The sequence below is a fragment of the Enterobacter sp. SCRI0065 genome, assembly GCF_059766475.1.
This window is the reverse complement of record NZ_JCBAJB010000003.1, coordinates 176,183-193,308: the sequence shown is the minus strand read 5'-3', so window position 1 is coordinate 193,308 and position 17,126 is coordinate 176,183. Positions and strand designations below refer to the sequence as shown.

17 protein-coding genes are annotated in these 17,126 nt (G+C 51.5%); 7 read left to right on the top strand and 10 right to left on the bottom strand.

The window, feature by feature from the left end; translation table 11 throughout:
- Nucleotides 1-38: 38 nt before the first annotated feature.
- Complete coding sequence (locus AC6EMZ_RS10945) at nt 39-938, top strand: AraC family transcriptional regulator (RefSeq protein WP_498402506.1); 900 nt, start codon at nt 39-41, stop codon at nt 936-938.
- Nucleotides 939-969: 31 nt separating this feature from the next.
- On the opposite strand, the gene yghB is transcribed toward AC6EMZ_RS10945, so the two are convergent.
- Nucleotides 970-1,629, bottom strand: a complete 660-nt coding sequence (gene yghB, locus AC6EMZ_RS10940; RefSeq protein ID WP_498402505.1) for a DedA family general envelope maintenance protein YghB — start codon at nt 1,627-1,629, stop codon at nt 970-972.
- 149 nt (nt 1,630-1,778) lie between these two features.
- A complete protein-coding gene (gene metC, locus AC6EMZ_RS10935) occupies nt 1,779-2,966 on the bottom strand; it encodes a cystathionine beta-lyase (protein WP_498402504.1) in 1,188 nt (395 codons plus the stop codon).
- 254 nt (nt 2,967-3,220) lie between these two features.
- On the opposite strand from metC, the gene exbB reads away from it, so the two are divergent.
- A complete protein-coding gene (exbB, locus tag AC6EMZ_RS10930; RefSeq protein ID WP_498402502.1) occupies nt 3,221-3,952 on the top strand; it encodes a tol-pal system-associated acyl-CoA thioesterase in 732 nt (243 codons plus the stop codon).
- Between the two features lie 6 nt (nt 3,953-3,958).
- Nucleotides 3,959-4,384: a TonB system transport protein ExbD gene (exbD, locus tag AC6EMZ_RS10925; protein ID WP_498402500.1), complete on the top strand. Its 426-nt coding sequence runs from the start codon at nt 3,959-3,961 to the stop codon at nt 4,382-4,384.
- 165 nt (nt 4,385-4,549) lie between these two features.
- Here exbD and AC6EMZ_RS10920 read toward each other — a convergent pair whose 3' ends face one another.
- The 3 genes from AC6EMZ_RS10920 to AC6EMZ_RS10910 form a co-directional block, all read right to left on the bottom strand.
- A complete protein-coding gene (locus AC6EMZ_RS10920; RefSeq protein ID WP_498402499.1) occupies nt 4,550-5,446 on the bottom strand; it encodes an SDR family oxidoreductase in 897 nt (298 codons plus the stop codon).
- A 117-nt stretch (nt 5,447-5,563) separates the two neighbouring features.
- Nucleotides 5,564-6,007 (bottom strand): cytoplasmic protein, encoded by a 444-nt coding sequence (locus AC6EMZ_RS10915; RefSeq protein WP_498402498.1) that lies wholly within the window; start codon nt 6,005-6,007, stop codon nt 5,564-5,566.
- 1 nt (nt 6,008) lies between these two features.
- A complete protein-coding gene (locus tag AC6EMZ_RS10910; RefSeq protein ID WP_498402497.1) occupies nt 6,009-6,413 on the bottom strand; it encodes a hypothetical protein in 405 nt (134 codons plus the stop codon).
- 102 nt (nt 6,414-6,515) lie between these two features.
- Between AC6EMZ_RS10910 and AC6EMZ_RS10905 the strand changes: the two genes are divergently transcribed.
- Both AC6EMZ_RS10905 and AC6EMZ_RS10900 read left to right on the top strand, forming a co-directional pair.
- Nucleotides 6,516-7,019 (top strand): ESA_00282 family adhesion-associated protein, encoded by a 504-nt coding sequence (locus AC6EMZ_RS10905; protein ID WP_498402495.1) that lies wholly within the window; start codon nt 6,516-6,518, stop codon nt 7,017-7,019.
- A gap of 81 nt (nt 7,020-7,100) precedes the next feature.
- Complete coding sequence (locus AC6EMZ_RS10900; RefSeq protein ID WP_498402494.1) at nt 7,101-7,589, top strand: TIGR00645 family protein; 489 nt, start codon at nt 7,101-7,103, stop codon at nt 7,587-7,589.
- A 41-nt stretch (nt 7,590-7,630) separates the two neighbouring features.
- Here the strand turns inward: AC6EMZ_RS10900 and AC6EMZ_RS10895 are convergent, their stop codons facing one another.
- Complete coding sequence (locus AC6EMZ_RS10895) at nt 7,631-8,671, bottom strand: aldo/keto reductase (RefSeq protein ID WP_498402493.1); 1,041 nt, start codon at nt 8,669-8,671, stop codon at nt 7,631-7,633.
- Between the two features lie 83 nt (nt 8,672-8,754).
- Between AC6EMZ_RS10895 and yghX the strand changes: the two genes are divergently transcribed.
- The gene (yghX, locus tag AC6EMZ_RS10890) at nt 8,755-9,642 is read left to right on the top strand and encodes a YghX family hydrolase (RefSeq protein WP_498402492.1); all 888 of its coding nucleotides are present in this window, start codon (nt 8,755-8,757) and stop codon (nt 9,640-9,642) included.
- Nucleotides 9,643-9,678: 36 nt separating this feature from the next.
- Here yghX and AC6EMZ_RS10885 read toward each other — a convergent pair whose 3' ends face one another.
- Nucleotides 9,679-12,270 carry an autotransporter domain-containing protein gene (locus AC6EMZ_RS10885; protein WP_498402491.1) on the bottom strand — a complete coding sequence of 864 codons (2,592 nt, stop codon included), beginning with the start codon at nt 12,268-12,270 and terminating at the stop codon, nt 9,679-9,681.
- Between the two features lie 503 nt (nt 12,271-12,773).
- Here AC6EMZ_RS10885 and AC6EMZ_RS10880 point away from each other — a divergent pair.
- A complete protein-coding gene (locus AC6EMZ_RS10880) occupies nt 12,774-14,411 on the top strand; it encodes a methyl-accepting chemotaxis protein (protein WP_498402490.1) in 1,638 nt (545 codons plus the stop codon).
- Nucleotides 14,412-14,452: 41 nt separating this feature from the next.
- On the opposite strand, the gene AC6EMZ_RS10875 is transcribed toward AC6EMZ_RS10880, so the two are convergent.
- From AC6EMZ_RS10875 to AC6EMZ_RS10865, 3 genes are all read right to left on the bottom strand, one after another.
- Nucleotides 14,453-15,436 carry a diguanylate cyclase domain-containing protein gene (locus tag AC6EMZ_RS10875; RefSeq protein ID WP_498402488.1) on the bottom strand — a complete coding sequence of 328 codons (984 nt, stop codon included), beginning with the start codon at nt 15,434-15,436 and terminating at the stop codon, nt 14,453-14,455.
- 140 nt (nt 15,437-15,576) lie between these two features.
- On the bottom strand, nt 15,577-16,200 hold the full coding sequence (locus AC6EMZ_RS10870; protein ID WP_498402486.1) for a helix-turn-helix domain-containing protein: 624 nt from the start codon (nt 16,198-16,200) through the stop codon (nt 15,577-15,579).
- 97 nt (nt 16,201-16,297) lie between these two features.
- Nucleotides 16,298-16,906, bottom strand: a complete 609-nt coding sequence (locus tag AC6EMZ_RS10865; RefSeq protein WP_498402485.1) for a helix-turn-helix domain-containing protein — start codon at nt 16,904-16,906, stop codon at nt 16,298-16,300.
- Nucleotides 16,907-17,126: the final 220 nt, after the last annotated feature.

Below are 17,126 nucleotides of genomic sequence, written 5' to 3'. Positions count from 1 at the left end.
ACTGACATCGTCGGAAACCGTATCTGGAGCGAGCACTCATGAACCGTGAAGAGATTTGCCTGCAACTGACGCAGCAAATTAATAGATTGAAAGATAAAGAAAATAGTCTCAGCGAGCTGCTGCCAGATATCCGGTTGTTATACGGCACACAGCCCGGTACGCGCACGCCGGTGATGTATCAGCCTGGCATCGTATTTCTCTTTTCTGGTCATAAAATTGGGTATATCAACGAGCGTGTGTTCCGCTACGACACCAACGAGTACTTACTCCTGACAGTACCTTTACCCTTCGAATGTGAAACTTTCGCGACAGAGGCCGTTCCGCTGGCGGGGATTCGTTTGAATGTCGATATCCTCCAGCTCCAGGAACTGCTGATGGACATCGGGGAAGATGAGCTTTTTCAACCCGCGATGTCGGCAAGCGCCATCAACTCTGCCACGCTTTCCGGGGAAATTCTTTGTGCGATAGAGCGTCTGCTGGACGTCATGGAGCGGCCGCTGGACGCGCGCATACTGGGCAAACAGATTGTCCGCGAAATCCTCTACCACGTACTGTTGGGGCCGGGTGGCGGTGCGCTACTGGCGCTGGTCAGCCGTCAGACCCATTTCAGCCTGATTAGCCGTGTACTAAAGCGTATTGAAAGCCAGTACACCGAAAACCTGAGCGTGGATGAGCTGGCATCAGAGGCGAATATGAGCGTCTCGGCTTTCCACCATAACTTTAAATCGGTGACCAGCACCTCGCCGTTGCAGTATCTGAAAAGCTACCGACTGCATAAAGCCAGAATGCTGATGATTCACGACGGCATGAAGGCCAGCGCGGCTGCGATGCGAGTGGGCTACGAAAGTGCCTCGCAGTTTAGCCGGGAGTTTAAACGTTTCTTTGGCGTGACACCGGGCGAAGACGCGGCGCGAATCAGGATGATGCAAGGGGTTTGATGAAAGCCCTCCCGGACGAGAGGGCGCACGATCAGGCGCTACAGTATTTCTTTTTGATAACCACCGCGATGGTGCCCACCAGCCCTGCAACCAGCAGGAACATCGGCAGAATCATCAGGAACGTCATGACCTGATCTTCGTGGCGTTTCACAATCGGGATCATGCTGATCGCATAACCTAATGACGTCACCACGCCCACCCACAGCAGTGCGCTTAGCCAGTTAAAGAACTGGAAGCGACGATTCGACAGGCCCGAGATCCCCGCCATGGTTGGCAGCAACGTGCGAACAAATGCCAGGAAACGTCCGGCCAGCAGTGCCAGCAGTCCGTGTCTGTCGAACATGCAGGTTGCCCGCTCGTGATACTTAACGGGCAACTGCGATAGCCAGCTTTTGACCACGCGCGTGTTACCGAGCCAGCGGCCCTGCAAATAGCTTAACCAGCAGCCAAGGCTGGCGGCGGAAGTGAGGATGACCACGGTAGAAGCGAAGTCCATAACGCCTTTACCGATTAATGCACCCGCGAGCAACAGCAAGCTGTCTCCCGGAAGAAATGACGCTGGCAGCAGACCGTTTTCCAGAAACAGGGTCGCGAACATCACGAAATAAACAATACCCACAACGTGTGGGTCCGCCAGCGCAGCAAAATCATGTTGCCAAAGCGCAGCGATAATATCTTGAATAACAGCCATGGACTTTCCTGTGGAACAGCATACATGCGTGATATGCGGCTATTGTACTCCTGATTTCACCTGCTGGGGTTGATCGCGGGCGCAACAAATGCAGACATTTTTATCGTGAGTGTCTGGAAATCGGTCCAGGAGGACTATTTTCCCGCACTCTACACGATACGCTCAAAGCCCGCCGCTAAATCCGCTATCAGATCTTCAACGTTTTCTAAACCGATATGCAGTCGAATCAGCGTACCGGTAAAGTCGACTTCCCCACCGGGACGCAGAGCCGCAATTTGCTCTGGCTGGTTGGGCAGAATCAACGATTCAAAGCCGCCCCAGGAGTAGGCCATGCTGAACAAGGAGAAGTTATCCAGGTAGGCTGCCAGTTCGTCATTGTTCAGTCGTTTTTTAAGAACAAACGAGAACAAACCGCTGCTACCCGTAAAGTCACGTTTCCAGAACTCGTGGCCTTTACTGCCGGGTAGGGCAGGGTGATTCACGCGGGCTACCTGCGGATGCTCTGCCAGCCACTCTGCCACCTTCAGGCTGCTTTCATGGTGCTGACGCAGCCGTACGCCAAGCGTGCGAAGGCCGCGGCTGGTCATATACGCGGTATCGGCATCGACCATCTGACCCATCAGGTAGGCATTTTCGCGAAGCTGATCCCAGCAACGGGCGTTAGAAACGGCCGTGCCGATCATGCCGTCGGAATGGCCAATCAGATATTTGGTGGCGGCCTGAATGGAAATATCAATATCAAAGTCGAGCGCATTAAACAGCACGCCTGCGGCCCAGGTATTGTCGATCATTACGATCGCTTCCGGTGCTTTACGGCGTACGGCTTTTACGATAGCCGGAACGTCATGTACTTCCATCGTGATGGAGCCGGGTGATTCCAGGAACACGATGCGCGTGTTGGGTTGAATAAGGTCGGCAATGTCCTCGCCAATCAGCGGATCGAACCATCCTGTGGTGACGCCAAGTTTAGTGAGGATTTTGGTGCAGAAATCCTGGCTCGGCTCGTAGGCCGTATTGGTCATCAGGATATGATCGCCCTGCTCGACGAACGCCAGAATAGTATTAGCAACCGCCGCCGCGCCGCAGGGGAACAGCGCACAGCCAGCACCGCCTTCCAGTTCGCACATCGCTTCCTGCAATGAAAAATGAGTCAGCGTACCGCGGCGTCCGTAAAATAACTCACCTTTGGCGCGATTGCGGGTAGCTTGCTTTTTGGCTTCGACAGTCTCAAACACCAGTGAGGAGGCGCGTTGAATAACGCTATTTACCGAACCCTGAGTATACTTTTTACTGCGTCCGACCTGGACAAGCCGGGTATCAAGATGCTTCTCTGTCATGTTCGCTAAACCTGTCATTTTTATCCGTCTGGACGTCCAGACTACCATGAAAGTAAAAATGGTCACGCTAATGGTAGTGGAATAAGGCGAAAATTTTTTAAACTTGGCTCTCAGGAAATTTTTCCTGCGTAAGCGCAAGGAAAAAGAAACGAATTTACGGCAGTATGTAAATACTAATGAGAACTACTATCAATTCGACGTGGTTTTGATATTATTATGCTCAGATTTTGTGATTTTGGTCCTGGAGATACAGAGTGGGTAATAATTTGATGCAGACGGATCTCTCCGTTTGGGGCATGTATCAACATGCTGACATCGTGGTTAAGATTGTGATGATCGGCCTGATTCTGGCGTCTGTGATCACCTGGGCTATCTTCTTTAGCAAAAGCGTAGAATTGATGACTCAGAAGCGTCGTTTGAAGCGCGAACAGCAGCAACTGGCTGAAGCACGCTCTTTGAATCAGGCTTCTGACATGACGTCATCCTTCCATGCCAAAAGTTTGACTTCGCTTTTAGTGAACGAAGCTGAGAACGAACTGGAACTTTCCGCAGGCAGTGAAGACAACGAAGGTATTAAAGAACGCACCGGCTTCCGCCTGGAGCGTCGTGTCGCTGCCATCGGTCGTCACATGGGACGCGGTAACGGTTATCTGGCAACAATCGGTGCGATTTCACCGTTTGTTGGTTTGTTCGGTACGGTATGGGGCATCATGAACAGCTTCATCGGCATCGCTCAGACGCAGACGACCAACCTTGCAGTTGTTGCCCCTGGTATTGCAGAAGCGCTGCTGGCGACCGCTATCGGCCTGATTGCTGCTATTCCTGCGGTGGTCATCTATAACATCTTCGCCCGTATGATTGGCAGCTACAAAGCGACTCTGGGTGACGTTGCTGCGCAGGTTCTCCTGCTGCAAAGCCGCGATCTTGACCTCAGCGCCAGCTCCGCGAAGCCGGTTCACTCCGCATCGAAACTGCGCGTAGGTTGATAAACAATGGCAATGCGTCTTAACGAAAATCTGGACGATAACGGTGAAATGCATGAAATCAACGTGACGCCGTTTATCGACGTTATGCTGGTTCTGCTGATTATTTTCATGGTTGCCGCGCCGCTCGCAACGGTCGACGTCAAGGTCAATCTGCCCGCGTCCTCCAGCCAGCCGCAGCCGCGTCCGGAAAAACCGATCTATCTGTCGGTAAAAGCGGATAACTCCATGTTCCTGGGTAACGATCCGGTGACCGATGAGTCTGTGATCCCGGCGCTGGATACGCTGACCGGTGGCAAGAAAGACACCACAGTCTTCTTCCGCGCGGACAAAACCGTCGATTACGAAACCATGATGAAGGTCATGGACACGCTCCATCGAGCGGGTTACCTGAAGATTGGACTTGTCGGCGAAGAGAAAGCGGCAGCCAAATAACAGCAAAACGGCAACCTTCGGGTTGCCGTTTTGGTTTTTGTCCCATACCCCGTGGGTTGAGGAATAGCCAGGATCTAGGGTTCAGTGCAATCGCCGCTGCCCTGGCAACCCGGGCTCACGGCAAGAAAATCGTCGCTTTGCGATGCCTTCCAAGTCCCAGCACCCTTAGCCCAAATGTTCCCCACCACATACACCGTGCACTTCTGCTGTGACATAGCTTGATTCCTGACTCGCCAGATAAACATAGACCGGCGCAAGCTCCGCAGGCTGCCCTGCACGCTTCATCGGCGTCTTCTGACCAAACTGTGGGATCTTCTCCTGCTTCTGGCCACCAGAAATCTGCAACGCCGTCCAGATTGGGCCAGGCGCCACCACATTCACGCGGATACCTTTCTCTGCCACCTGTTTCGCCAGGCCGCGACTGTAGTTCAGGATAGCCGCTTTCGTCGAAGCATAGTCCAGCAGGTGCGGGCTTGGCTGGTACGCCTGAATAGAGGACGTCGTCACGATACTGGACCCGGCAGGCAGCAGCGGGATGGCCTCCTGAGTTATCCAGAACAGTGCGAGCACGTTCACGGCATACGTCTCTTTGAACTGCTCGGTAGTGAGATCGGCAATCTTCTCGACGGCGGTTTGTTTGCCGGCTACCAGGGCCAGCGTATCCAGCCCGCCCAACGCTTCACGCGCTTTATGCACCAGTGAGCGAGCAAACTCTTCATTGCTCAAATCGCCCGGAAGAAGCACCGCCTTGCGTCCGGCCTCTTCAATAAGCTGCTTCACCTGCTGTGCATCTTCTTCTTCAGCCGGAAGATAGTTAAACGCCACGTCAGCGCCTTCGCGCGCATAAGCAATCGCCGCCGCACGTCCGATACCGGAGTCACCCCCGGTGACCAGCGCCTTACGATCCTGAAGCCTGCCGCTGCCCTTGTAACTCTGTTCACCACAGTCCGGTACAGGCGTCATCTTTGACTGCACGCCTGGAGCAGGCTGCTTTTGCTTAGGATAGTCGCCGGTGTAGTACTGAGTCGTTGGGTCCTGGATTTTCGTCTGGTTATTAGCCATCGGGAATCTCCTTGCTTGCGGGTTAAAAGAGTAAGCTTAGATGATTCATCTGGTGGACAGGACGAATTCAGGATAATCCTTAATTCATAACGGCAGAGGTTTGCAGCGGTATTTTGATTATGGCGAAGTGGGTGGGGTATCTGTTTTTGTGGCAATCGCGTCTTCATCCAACGCCACGGTGGTGACATTTGACGCATGGTATTCGCCATCTGCCAGTTTACGGGTCAGACGTAGGGTGGCTGTTTCGCGAGCCAGCAAGTGCTGATAATTACTCTCAAGACGCGCCATTATTTTATCTTTAAGCTCGGGCTTGAGTTCCATTACCGCATTAATCATGGCGCCGTAGATCTCTTCTTTCACCTGCAGAGAATATATTTCGCGACGGTTGTGCCATTTCAAACGCACCAGCGCTGCCGGGATCGATACCAGGTCTTGCGCGATGCGGGTCATCTCTTCATTTTTATATTTTATTAGCGCATCGAGATTTTGCTTTAAGATAAACTCATCACTTTTATGGTTATCTAAAGTCAAATAAACGTTGTTGTCTTCAACATCTTTCACGTTAATCATCCTCTAGTTTATAAAATATTGGATTGTTTTTTTCGCGGGTAATAAGATTAAGCCAAATTTCGTTGCCTGCTTCATTTATTTCTTCTGTTTTTTTTGCCATTATTTGACTTAATGCCTGGGCATCTATTTCGCCTTCGGCCTGCAGGTCGTTAAGCAGATGGGCAAAGGCTTCAATCTTGACGAAACGAAACAGCCGATCTTTTATATGGCGGTCATGCTCTTCCAGCAGCATATTACGGGATTTACCGGTACGGGTAACACCAATTAATATGTCAGACTCGAAATCTGAGAGCGTTCTTTTTCCCTGAGTGAAATTAGCATTCTTTTCTGCTTCCGCCGGTTTTGGGTCCACAGAGGCGATGTGGTACCTGACCGGAACGAGATTCTCGGGCAGCATTTTAATATCCTTTGATTTCAACAGGGTAGGATTGATTAAGACGTGAGATTCGTTGACAATAACATGAGGCAAATTTAAAATCAAAAAAAATGGAGCCAACCCATGAACAGCATTTTTTATTCTGTCATTACTTTACTATTGCTTACCGCTGGTGTTCTTTTATTGATGCGAGAGTTCAATAAAACGAAAGACTTACAGCAAACTAATGAGTCTCCACCGCCTGTTCTTATGACCAAAGAAGAGGGGGAGGATCATTTTTCGCTGCTGATGAATGCGATAACACCGGTGTGGTACTGGCGGGTCAATCACGAATATATCGACTTTCTTCACGCGACAATTAAGCGAATGAAGATGACGGAAATAAATGATACGCCGGGACTTTTCGACGCTCAGCGCCGCTGTAGCGATCTCAACTCGGCGGTCTATAAATATTACGACAATATCAAGAAGCGCTGTCTTAACGGCGAGAAAGTGTCACATTCCGACCTTGATGTGTTGAACCTGCGCCAGTGTTTTCGCGAGTTCAGCCTGGAAGCCTACCCTGAGCTGGTGGTGATCGTCTGGCCTGAATATGCGCGCCCTGTGGTAAATCCTTCGGAAGTGTAGGCCTATTGTTGGTTAGTTGTTGCAAACAGTTTATCCCGGTGAGGTATACTGCGTGCTGGTTTCGTTTGCTGACAGGACACTATGGAACGCTTTTTTGAAAACGCAATGTATGCCTCACGCTGGCTGCTGGCACCCGTCTACTTTGGTCTCTCTCTGGCTCTGATCGCGCTGAGCATTAAGTTTTTTCAAGAGATCTTCCACGTCTTGCCCAACATTTTCACGATAGCTGAATCGGACTTGATTCTGGTGCTGCTATCGCTGGTGGATATGACGCTGGTGGGTGGACTGCTGGTGATGGTCATGTTCTCCGGCTATGAGAACTTTGTGTCGCAGCTTGATATCGCTGCACATAAAGAGAAGCTCAGTTGGCTGGGGAAAATGGATGCGACGTCGTTGAAGAACAAGGTTGCGGCATCTATTGTGGCAATCTCGTCCATCCACTTGCTGCGCATATTTATGGATGCCCGTAATGTTCCGGATAACAAGCTGATGTGGTATGTCATCATTCACCTGACGTTTGTCTTATCCGCGTTTGTCATGGGATATCTGGATAAGATCAGTAAGAAGTAATGGCCTGACGCTGGGGTGCGGGCATTTGCCCGCACCGTGTCTTATTTATCCGACGATGCTTGCCATAAATTCAGCTGCCCGTCCGCAACGTGCTGGTCAATTCTTCTCAATTCATCCTCGCTAAAGCGCAGATTATTCAGCGCCTGCACGTTCTCTTCGAGCTGCTCCGGGCGGCTGGCGCCAATCAATACTGACGTGACGCGTTCATCCTTAAGCAACCAGCTAAGCGCCATTTGCGCCATCGTCTGGCCGCGCGCCTGGGCCATTTCATTGAGCAAGCGCAGGCTGTTCAGGTTTTCGTCGGTCAGCATTTTCTCGGTTAACCCACGCACTTTTTTGCCCTCTCGCTGCATACGCGAGCCGTCGGGAATACCGGCCAGGTATTTTCCGGTTAACAGGCCCTGCGCCAGCGGCGTGAAGGCAATACAACCGGTACCGTTCGCGACCAGCGTATCCAGCAAGCCGCTGTTGTCCACCCAGCGGTTAAGCAGGTTGTAGGAGGGCTGATGGATCAACAATGGGATTTTCCACTCGCGCAGCAGGTCAGCCATTTTCTGCGTACGCTCCGGTGAATAAGACGAAACCCCCACGTACAGCGCTTTACCGCTCTGTACCGCGTGAGCCAGCGCAGAGGCGGTCTCTTCCATCGGTGTGTTTTCATCTACCCGATGCGAGTAGAAAATATCGACATACTCCACGCCCATGCGCTTCAGGCTTTGGTCGAGGCTGGCGAGCAAATATTTACGCGAACCGCCGGAACCATACGGGCCTGGCCACATGTCGTAACCGGCTTTGGTGGAGATAATCAGCTCATCGCGATAGGCCGCGAAATCTTCGCGCAGCAGGCGACCAAAATTTTCTTCGGCGCTGCCCGGAGGTGGGCCGTAGTTATTGGCGAGGTCGAAATGGGTGATGCCTAAATCAAAGGCTTTACGCAGCAGGGCGCGCTGGCTGTCGAGAGCCTGAACGTGACCAAAACTGTGCCACAGGCCGAGTGACAGCGCGGGCAGGCGCAGACCGCTTTTACCGCAATAACGGTACTGCATGTTTTCGTAGCGGCTGGGGTAGGCGTTCCAGGACATGATGTCTCCTTTCGTGTCGATGAATTTTTCGAAACAGCGTTTTCATTCTATCCTTATACCATCACAATTCCGGGAGATATGCGATGCCGCGCCTGACCGCCAAAGACTTTCCACAAGAATTGCTCGATTACTACGACTTTTATGCCCACGGCAAAATCAATAAACGTGAATTTTTGAGCCTGGCAGCACGCTATGCCGTTGGGGGCGTGACGGCGCTAGCGCTGTTTAATTTGCTCAAACCCAACTACGCGCTGGCCGAGCAGGTGAAATTTACCGATCCCGATATTGTGCCCGAGTACATTCGCTATCCATCACCCAACGGGCATGGAGAGGTACGCGGCTATCTGGTTAAACCTGCCAAAGTGACGGGAAAAGTGCCCGCCGTGGTCGTCGTGCATGAGAATCGGGGCTTGAATCCCTATATCGAAGACGTCGCCCGGCGGGTGGCAAAGGCCGGATACATAGCGCTTGCACCCGATGGGTTAAGCTCGGTGGGCGGTTATCCGGGTAACGATGAAGAAGGAAAAGTGTTGCAGCAGAAGGTCGACCCGACAAAGCTGATGAACGATTTCTTCGCTGCCGTCGAGTTTATGCAGAAGCATCCTGATGCGACGGGCAAAGTGGGGATCACCGGATTTTGCTACGGTGGCGGAGTCTCAAATGCAGCGGCGGTGGCCTATCCTGAGCTGGACTGCGCGGTGCCGTTTTATGGTCGCCAGCCTGCAACAGCGGATGTAGAAAAGATTAAAGCCCCAATACTGCTCCACTATGCGGAGCTGGACAAAAATATCAATGAAGGCTGGCCGGCGTATGAAGCGGCGCTGAAGGCCGGTAACAAGGTTTATGAAGCCTATATCTATCCCGGCGTGAATCACGGATTCCATAATGATTCCACGCCACGCTATGACGAGGCCGCAGCTGAACTGGCCTGGAAGCGCACTCTGGCGTGGTTTGAAAAGTATTTACGCTAGCCAGAATGCCGGGCTTACGCCCGGCCATTCCGTTACTTAAAAGCTGTAGCTCATACCAGCCTGCACGCTGGCGTCGTTATCGACATCGCCCGTTCCGACATACACACCCGTATTGAGCGTGAAGTTGTGGGCGATGGTGGCGTTCACGCCTGCGCCGAAGATCCCCATCGCGTTGTTATGACCGGCGGTGTTGTGATAATCCGCCGCCTGGATATCGGTATCATCGCTGAACTCTTTCTGGAACCGGGCGTCGATCCATGGCATCACCTGAACGTTTTTGTTCAGGTCGCGAATTGTGGTGGTCAGACGCACACCCGCGCCGCCGTTCCAGGAGGAAACCTGGCTGTCGGCAAAGGTGACTTCGCTGTCGGAGAAGCCGTTGGCTTTGGTCTGATCCCAGCCGAGCACCGCATAAGGTTGCAGCAGGGTTTCGCCTGGCAGAATCACATTCACGCCGCTACGCGCCTGAGCCAAATACAGGCTGCCATCCGTCGAGCCGTTCAGCGCTTCGGCCATGCCGCTGGTATCGCCCGTCACGTTGTTAGCGGACAGGGAATAGCGCATATCGCCATAGGTGAAGCTACCCTCTGCAAACAGGCCCCAGGTTTTTCCGTTGAGCGCCTGCTGCCAGCCGCCGTAAAGGCTGTAGTAATTACCGTAAACGCTGTCTTTGAAGCTGTCTGCACCGTCGCTGGTGTCCTGCACACGGCTGCGCGTCCATGCCAGCGCGATACCGCCGGTCACGCTATCGCCATTGTTCAGATGTGAGGTCCAGTCCACGCCGCCCTGCGCGCCCTGGGTAATACTTTTGTAGTCGACGTCGTTACTGAAGTTCCCGTTCTGATACAGGAAATCGCCCCACACCTGTGCGCCATCCTGCTGTTCACCGAAAAGGCTCGCCAGATGGACCTGGTTCATGTGGTTGCTGATGTCATCGGCAACCTGATGTCCGGCCTGCTCTGCGGCGTCCAGACCGGCGACCAGTCCCTGAACGTCGCTGGCGAGGGAGCCTTTTGAGCTGCTGAACATAATATTCCAGTTCTGGGTATTATCAGCGGCAAGCATGGTTTGCGGGGCAGTGTCGGCGGCCACAATATTCAGGTTGTTATCGTAGTTATAGGCACCGCTGCGGTTTTCGACCGCCTGCTGGCCATTCGAGAATGCGGCGTTGGCGTAATTCTGCGGCGCGTCATTTCCTGAAGTACTGAATGACCCCAGAACAACATTGCTCTGATTTTGCGCAGAGGAAGTAATGGTGCTCACCACCACGGCGTTATTTTTCCCGGTAATCGTGCCGAAATTAACGGTGCTGTCGGTGCTCATATTCACCATGGCATTACTGCCAGTGGTGGTGGCAACCAGCGTTGAACCGTTTTGCAGATCCCAGCTGGTCGCATCGTTAATTTTATCGATGCTGATGCTGTTATCGCTGGTGGTATTGACCGTCTCGAACTGATTAATCTGCCCGGAAATAGAACTCCCGGCATCCATTGAAAGCGTATCGCTACCGTCACCGCCGCTGACATTACCCGTGACGTGCGAGTTATTGGTCAGCACCACCGTATCGTCACCTTTCCCGGTGGTAATATCCCCGTTCACATTCGCATTATTTTGCAGGGTAATGGTGGAATTACCGCTATTCTGGCTAGTGTCCACATTGCCATTAATCGTGCTGTTATCCATCAGGACAGAATTGGTTGAATTACCGTCAACGGTCACATTGCCGTTGACCACACTTTTATTGGTAAAGGAAAGCTGGGTCTGACCATTTTCGTTGATGACGCCGATATCGCCCGTGACGGTACTATTATTCAGCGCCAGCGTATCCTGGGTGGTGCCATACATTGCCACGGCTACATCGCCAAAGGCGTCGACATTGATATTACTGAACGGTGCGTAAGTGCTGAGTTTTTCAGCCAGCGTATCGATGTTTTTCGCGATTTCGCTGTTGCTGGCATCCACGGTGGCATTGGTGAGCGACAGCGTGGTATCGGATTTATCGCTACCGGCATAAATACCGCCATTATCCATGATGCTATCGCTCATTGTGATATTTTGCGCACCGGTTCCGGCACTGATAATACTGCCGTGCAGCGTGCTACCGTTACTGATATTCACGGTGTGATAACCCTTGTCGAGCGGGTCAATATAAATTGCCGACCCCATCATGTAGGCCTTATCACGTGCATAATCACCCGAGGTATTCTCGCCATTTAGCGTGGCATGATCGACGGTGACGGTGGTATTTGTCGTCTTGCCAGCGGCTCCTACTTCAATCATGTCGGCAGTGGCATTGTTATTAAGCGTAATATTGGCCGTACCGCCGTTGCTTCCCTGAATATAGTATCCGGACATGTCCGTACCCGATACGGTCAATGACTGGGTATCACCCGCCTGACGCTGTCCATCCATAAAAATATTGGTCGCGGTGGCATCTGCCATGACGGCATCGGTCACGCCTGGATTCTGGTAATTATTATTGTCCGTATATTTTGTCAGGCCGCAAGTTTGCGAGGTGCTACCCGTCTGGCAGGGTGTCGCTGGCGTACTGGCGGCATTTGCGCCAAAAGAGGTCAATGCAACTAATATACATTGTGACAGGATTGAACGTTTAACTGAATTGCGCATTTTATATTCTCTAAATTAGGCGAGTGAAGACGGCCTCTTTTTAAAGTATTTTTCGCGAATTAAGAATATTCGCACCCATAAAGGATGTAATAAAATATTGAATCTATATTCGTTTGTTTATGGTTCGTTTAAATAAAATAAACAAATAAATCAAGCCAAATGCATTCATCGCATGGATGTTACGGTTTAATTAGCGTGCAAAGTATGAGGGTATTTAGACGTTATAAGATTATTCATAGATGAAATCATGAGGCCAGCTAACCCTTTAGGGTTACGTGGTTAATGTAAGGTGCGACACCTTTACATTTCCTCATCTGCTGAAAAATTAGAACATGCATTTATGGGGGAGGTTTTCCGCTCAGCGATTATCGTTTTTCTGCAAGCGTAAGGGGAGTGAGAATTTTTATAAAAATAATCACGAAAGATTATAACTTCCCCCTTTTCCTGCCGATAACCACGGTAAGGCCTACCTCTGGCAGGTCTCCTAACGGCAAGGAACACTTATGCAGATACTACGTAATTTTACTATTCGGTTCGTCATGCTGGCGATTCTGGGTATTTTTTGTTTGATGTGGGCGGGTGTCGGCTTGTACAGCACCTGGTCGCTTTCCAGGGTTTCGGATGGTAATGACGTTGATCGACAACTCGTTAAACAAATGACGATTTTAAGCCAGGGTAACGATCAGTATTTTCGCTTTGTTACGCGTCTGAGCCGCGCGATGGACTCGAAGGCTTCGGGCGGTACGCCCGATTTAGCGCCCGTTCAACAAGCGCTGGATAACATGGGCAAAAAGCTCACCGAGATGAAAGCCATCTCGCCTGGGCCGATGGATGAGAGTGTCTCTGCTGAAGTCATCAGCAGCTGGCAGGCTCTGCTGGATCAAGGCGTTATGCCGCTAATGCAGCAGGCACGGCAGGGTTCCGTTGAGGGCTATCGTCAGCAGGCCAACAATGTCACGCCACCGCTCAGTCGCGCGTTCGGTGCGGCGGCAGAAAAATTCAATAAAGCGGCAGACGCCACACTCGACACTACGCGCATAGTGGTCGATGGCCTGACCAACATGACCCGCACGGTCATTATCGGCGCAACGCTGATTGGTTTGCTCATCCTGCTGTTCACCGATCGCTATCTGGTGGCGATGCTGGTCAAACCGCTGGACCGCATCCGCGAGCATTTCCGCCAGATTGCGCAGGGCGACCTTAGCCAGCCCATCGAGCCATTTGGCCGCAACTGCGTGGGCCGTTTGGTGCCATTGCTAAGCGCTATGCAGGACAGTCTGCGTGAAGCGGTGAGCACGATTCGTTCCGGCAGCGAAAACATCTGGCGTGGGGCGACTGAGATTTCCAGCGGCAACAACGATCTCTCCTCGCGAACGGAAGAGCAGGCTGCCGCGCTGGAAGAGACCGCAGCCAGCATGGAACAGCTCACGGCCACCGTGAAGCTGAACGCCGAGAATGCGCGTCAGGCGAGCCAACTGGCTGATGTTGCGTCAACCACCGCGAGCCGTGGTGGTTCGCTGGTCGAGGATGTAGTCACCACCATGACCGGGATTTCCGACAGTTCGAAGAAAATCGCGGAGATCACCACCGTCATTAACAGCATCGCTTTCCAGACCAATATTCTGGCGTTGAACGCCGCGGTGGAAGCCGCTCGAGCAGGTGAACAGGGCCGTGGATTTGCTGTGGTGGCGGGTGAGGTGCGTAATCTGGCGAGCCGCAGTGCCAATGCCGCGAAAGAAATTGAAGGGCTGATTGCCGATTCAGTTTCGCGCGTGGAGCAGGGATCGCAGCTGGTGAGCGATACGGGCACGACCATGGAGGCGATCCTGCGCGCGGTGACAGAAGTCACCACCATCATGAAGCAAATCGCGTCGGCATCGGAAGAGCAAAGCAAAGGCATTTCTCAGGTCGGCGTGGCGATTACGCAGATGGACGGCGTGACGCAGCAAAACGCCTCGCTGGTGGAGCAGGTTTCCGCTGCTGCCTCGGCGCTTGAGCGCCAGACCGAAGATCTACAGCGCTCGGTGCAAAAATTCCGCCTTTCCGCGCAGGAATCCCCAGGCGTGATTGCCGCGTCTCCGCTCAAATCCCCGGTGCGAGCAAAGCCTGCGGGCACCCCCGACGAGTGGGTATCGTTCTAAATCCTTCTCTTACAAGGCCGCCCTGCGCGGCCTGACTTCCTTCACGCATCGGTTCCGGTACGAGAAATCGAGATCAGCGTCGAACCAATCGCCACACCGTTTTTCCCGGTATGTTTAATCTGGTACATCGACTGATCGGCCCGTCGTAGCGCATCCACAAAATCATCCTGCGACTGCACTTCATCAATGCCGATAGAGGCACCCACCCGCGCTTCACCGTTGTCCAGTTCAAACGGCGACAGGGCGGCGCGAAGAGAGTTATGTGCCGTGCTGTTGACCAGCAGACTGGTGAGTGGAAAGGGCAGCAGCAGGACAAACTCATCCCCGCCCAGACGGCCCACAATCGATCCCGGCGGACAGGTATCGCGCAGGCGCTGGCTTAACTGGATCAACAGTTCATCGCCACTACGGTGACCGAAGGTATCGTTCACCGTTTTAAAGTCATCGAGATCGATAAACGCCACGCACAGCGGCCCGCAACTTTTCAGGTCGGCGAAGTGTTTGATTAAGGCATGACGGTTGGCCAGCCCGGTGAGCGGGTCGTGATTTGCCAGCAGCGCGAGCTGTTCCTCGTACTGCTTCTCTTTGGTCATATCAATATGGGTACCGGTGACCTTGAGCGGACTACCGTGTTCATCCCATTCGCTGACGCGCCCGCGATCCAGTACCCAGGTAATCTTGCCATTTTTATGCTGCATGCGGTGCAGCGCTTCGTAGAAGGGGGTTTTGCCGTGGAGGTGATCGTAAAACGCATCCAGTACCTGCTGCCTGTCTTCATGATGGAGATGATCGCGCCAGACTTCAAACTGGGCATTCATCTCTTTAGGCTGATAGCCGAGCATCGAACCCCAGCGGCGATTATAGATAATCAGCTTGCCGCTTGGCACGTCGAGCTGCCACAAACACAGGCCTGTACCGTCCAGCGCTGCGCTCAGTTTGCTGCGGGCGTCACGCGCCAACCTGGCAAGCCGGGCGTTATGCTTCTTCAGATTCTGGATCTGTTGCTTCAACGCCTGTTCAGACATGCGAATTTTCTTAGAGAAATAAGAATGATTCTTGCCAGTTTAGCGGGTGGTTGTAAATATGCTGTTGAAAAAAGAGAGTGCCTTTTATACGCGACGCTCCACCAAAAGGATAAAGGTGGGATTTACCCTGCCAATTTTTGTTATGGCAGCGTTTTCGGTAAGCGATTCGTTGAGCGCAGGATGCCATTGTCCATCTCAATGAGTTTCTGCTTACGAAGTATGGCGAGATATTTCATTATCCCGCTGCGGGAAAGGTGTGTTCTTTGATGAATGTAGTCATAGGTACTGGTGCTAGCACGCACAAAGTCTGGCTCATCGATTAATGCATTTAACTGATTACAAATGATGGACCAGGAATCGCGAACGCCCAACGCACTATGTTTACGAAACTGCTCTGCAGCAATAAACATGGTGATATCCAGTAGGGATTCCCAAAGATTGAGACAGGCAATACGAGTGTAAAAACAGGAAGCAGGAATTATCTCGAAATCAACATCGGTTATCGCTTCAAGAAAGGCTTGACCGCATAAGTCCTGATAGGTGTTAAAACCAAAGACGGTGGGACCGGTGAGGTTACCAATAATAAGCTGGTCTTCCGGTCGACGCAGTAGCAGGTAACCTTGATGAATAAGGAAACACTCAGGTTCGGGTAACGTATTGAAAGAGATAAACCCGCCTTTATTGACTCTGACTATTTTTTGAGGATCAGATAGTGCGTCGAAAAGCATTACGATGCTTTTCGTGAGTTTTTCACTTTCGTTCATAGAACGCCTGTTCAGTGAATGATGAATAACACATTCTGACGGCAATTCATGATCACGCACAATGAGTAATCAATCCAAATTTAGAGTTGTAACCGGGTCAATATTTTAACGGCAACTTATAAATCTGCATCAATACGCCACGTTGCAGATCAATATGGCCGCCTTTTTTCAGATCGCCCAGCATTTTCATAATTCCGCTACGCGACAGCATGGTTTTTTCCTGAATATAATCACAGGCAGTGGTGGCGAGGCGCAGCTCCTCGGTCTCTTCCATTAACGCCTGGAGATTGTTTCGTACCAGATCATAAGTTGATACGCCGGTGGCAACAAAATGGTTTTCCAGCAACTTCCTGGTTCCGAACATATACATATAGGCCAGACTTTCCCAAAGGTTGTGCTCGCTAACGATACTGGAGAATACCGATTGGGGTATGATTTCATAGCGAATCGCCCCTCTGGCCTGGAAATACATATTCTGGTTTTTTTTAACCAAAAAATTGACTCCAATGATAATAGGGGGCTTAAGGTTTGCTAAAAGCAGATGATCCTGACCTCGATACCATCCAGCGACGCCTTCATGAAGAATAAAAGTCATTGGTTCTTCATATTGCACCAAAGAGATTATTTGCCGTTCACGGCCATTTTGAATTCGTGAAGGGTCTGAAATCGCCTTGATTAACGTAATAATATGTTCTTTAGGTTTCATAAGTGTTGTTCCATCTAGCGGCTACTGATTCAAAGTTTATCAGAGTCCACAATAAAATGTTAGTCTGGACAACATCATCATTTTACTAATGGATTCATGAAGTTAATTGATTTTAGAGCGTTTATCCATCTTGCCAGTCTAATAATAGATTAAGTTGCAATTGAAACTAACACTAATTTATTTATTCTTATATTAATAAAGTTTTTTCTTTCAAAGATAT

What these genes read in the sequence shown, in the direction of transcription:
- AC6EMZ_RS10945 (WP_498402506.1), top strand. Translation starts at nt 39, where the DNA reads ATGAACCGTGAAGAGATTTGCCTGCAACTGACGCAGCAAATTAATAGA.
- yghB (WP_498402505.1), bottom strand. Translation starts at nt 1,629, where the DNA reads ATGGCTGTTATTCAAGATATTATCGCTGCGCTTTGGCAACATGATTTT.
- metC (WP_498402504.1), bottom strand. Translation starts at nt 2,966, where the DNA reads ATGACAGAGAAGCATCTTGATACCCGGCTTGTCCAGGTCGGACGCAGT.
- exbD (WP_498402500.1), top strand. Translation starts at nt 3,959, where the DNA reads ATGGCAATGCGTCTTAACGAAAATCTGGACGATAACGGTGAAATGCAT.
- AC6EMZ_RS10920 (WP_498402499.1), bottom strand. Translation starts at nt 5,446, where the DNA reads ATGGCTAATAACCAGACGAAAATCCAGGACCCAACGACTCAGTACTAC.
- AC6EMZ_RS10910 (WP_498402497.1), bottom strand. Translation starts at nt 6,413, where the DNA reads ATGCTGCCCGAGAATCTCGTTCCGGTCAGGTACCACATCGCCTCTGTG.
- AC6EMZ_RS10905 (WP_498402495.1), top strand. Translation starts at nt 6,516, where the DNA reads ATGAACAGCATTTTTTATTCTGTCATTACTTTACTATTGCTTACCGCT.
- AC6EMZ_RS10900 (WP_498402494.1), top strand. Translation starts at nt 7,101, where the DNA reads ATGGAACGCTTTTTTGAAAACGCAATGTATGCCTCACGCTGGCTGCTG.
- AC6EMZ_RS10895 (WP_498402493.1), bottom strand. Translation starts at nt 8,671, where the DNA reads ATGTCCTGGAACGCCTACCCCAGCCGCTACGAAAACATGCAGTACCGT.
- yghX (WP_498402492.1), top strand. Translation starts at nt 8,755, where the DNA reads ATGCCGCGCCTGACCGCCAAAGACTTTCCACAAGAATTGCTCGATTAC.
- AC6EMZ_RS10885 (WP_498402491.1), bottom strand. Translation starts at nt 12,270, where the DNA reads ATGCGCAATTCAGTTAAACGTTCAATCCTGTCACAATGTATATTAGTT.
- AC6EMZ_RS10880 (WP_498402490.1), top strand. Translation starts at nt 12,774, where the DNA reads ATGCAGATACTACGTAATTTTACTATTCGGTTCGTCATGCTGGCGATT.
- AC6EMZ_RS10875 (WP_498402488.1), bottom strand. Translation starts at nt 15,436, where the DNA reads ATGTCTGAACAGGCGTTGAAGCAACAGATCCAGAATCTGAAGAAGCAT.
- AC6EMZ_RS10870 (WP_498402486.1), bottom strand. Translation starts at nt 16,200, where the DNA reads ATGAACGAAAGTGAAAAACTCACGAAAAGCATCGTAATGCTTTTCGAC.
- AC6EMZ_RS10865 (WP_498402485.1), bottom strand. Translation starts at nt 16,906, where the DNA reads ATGAAACCTAAAGAACATATTATTACGTTAATCAAGGCGATTTCAGAC.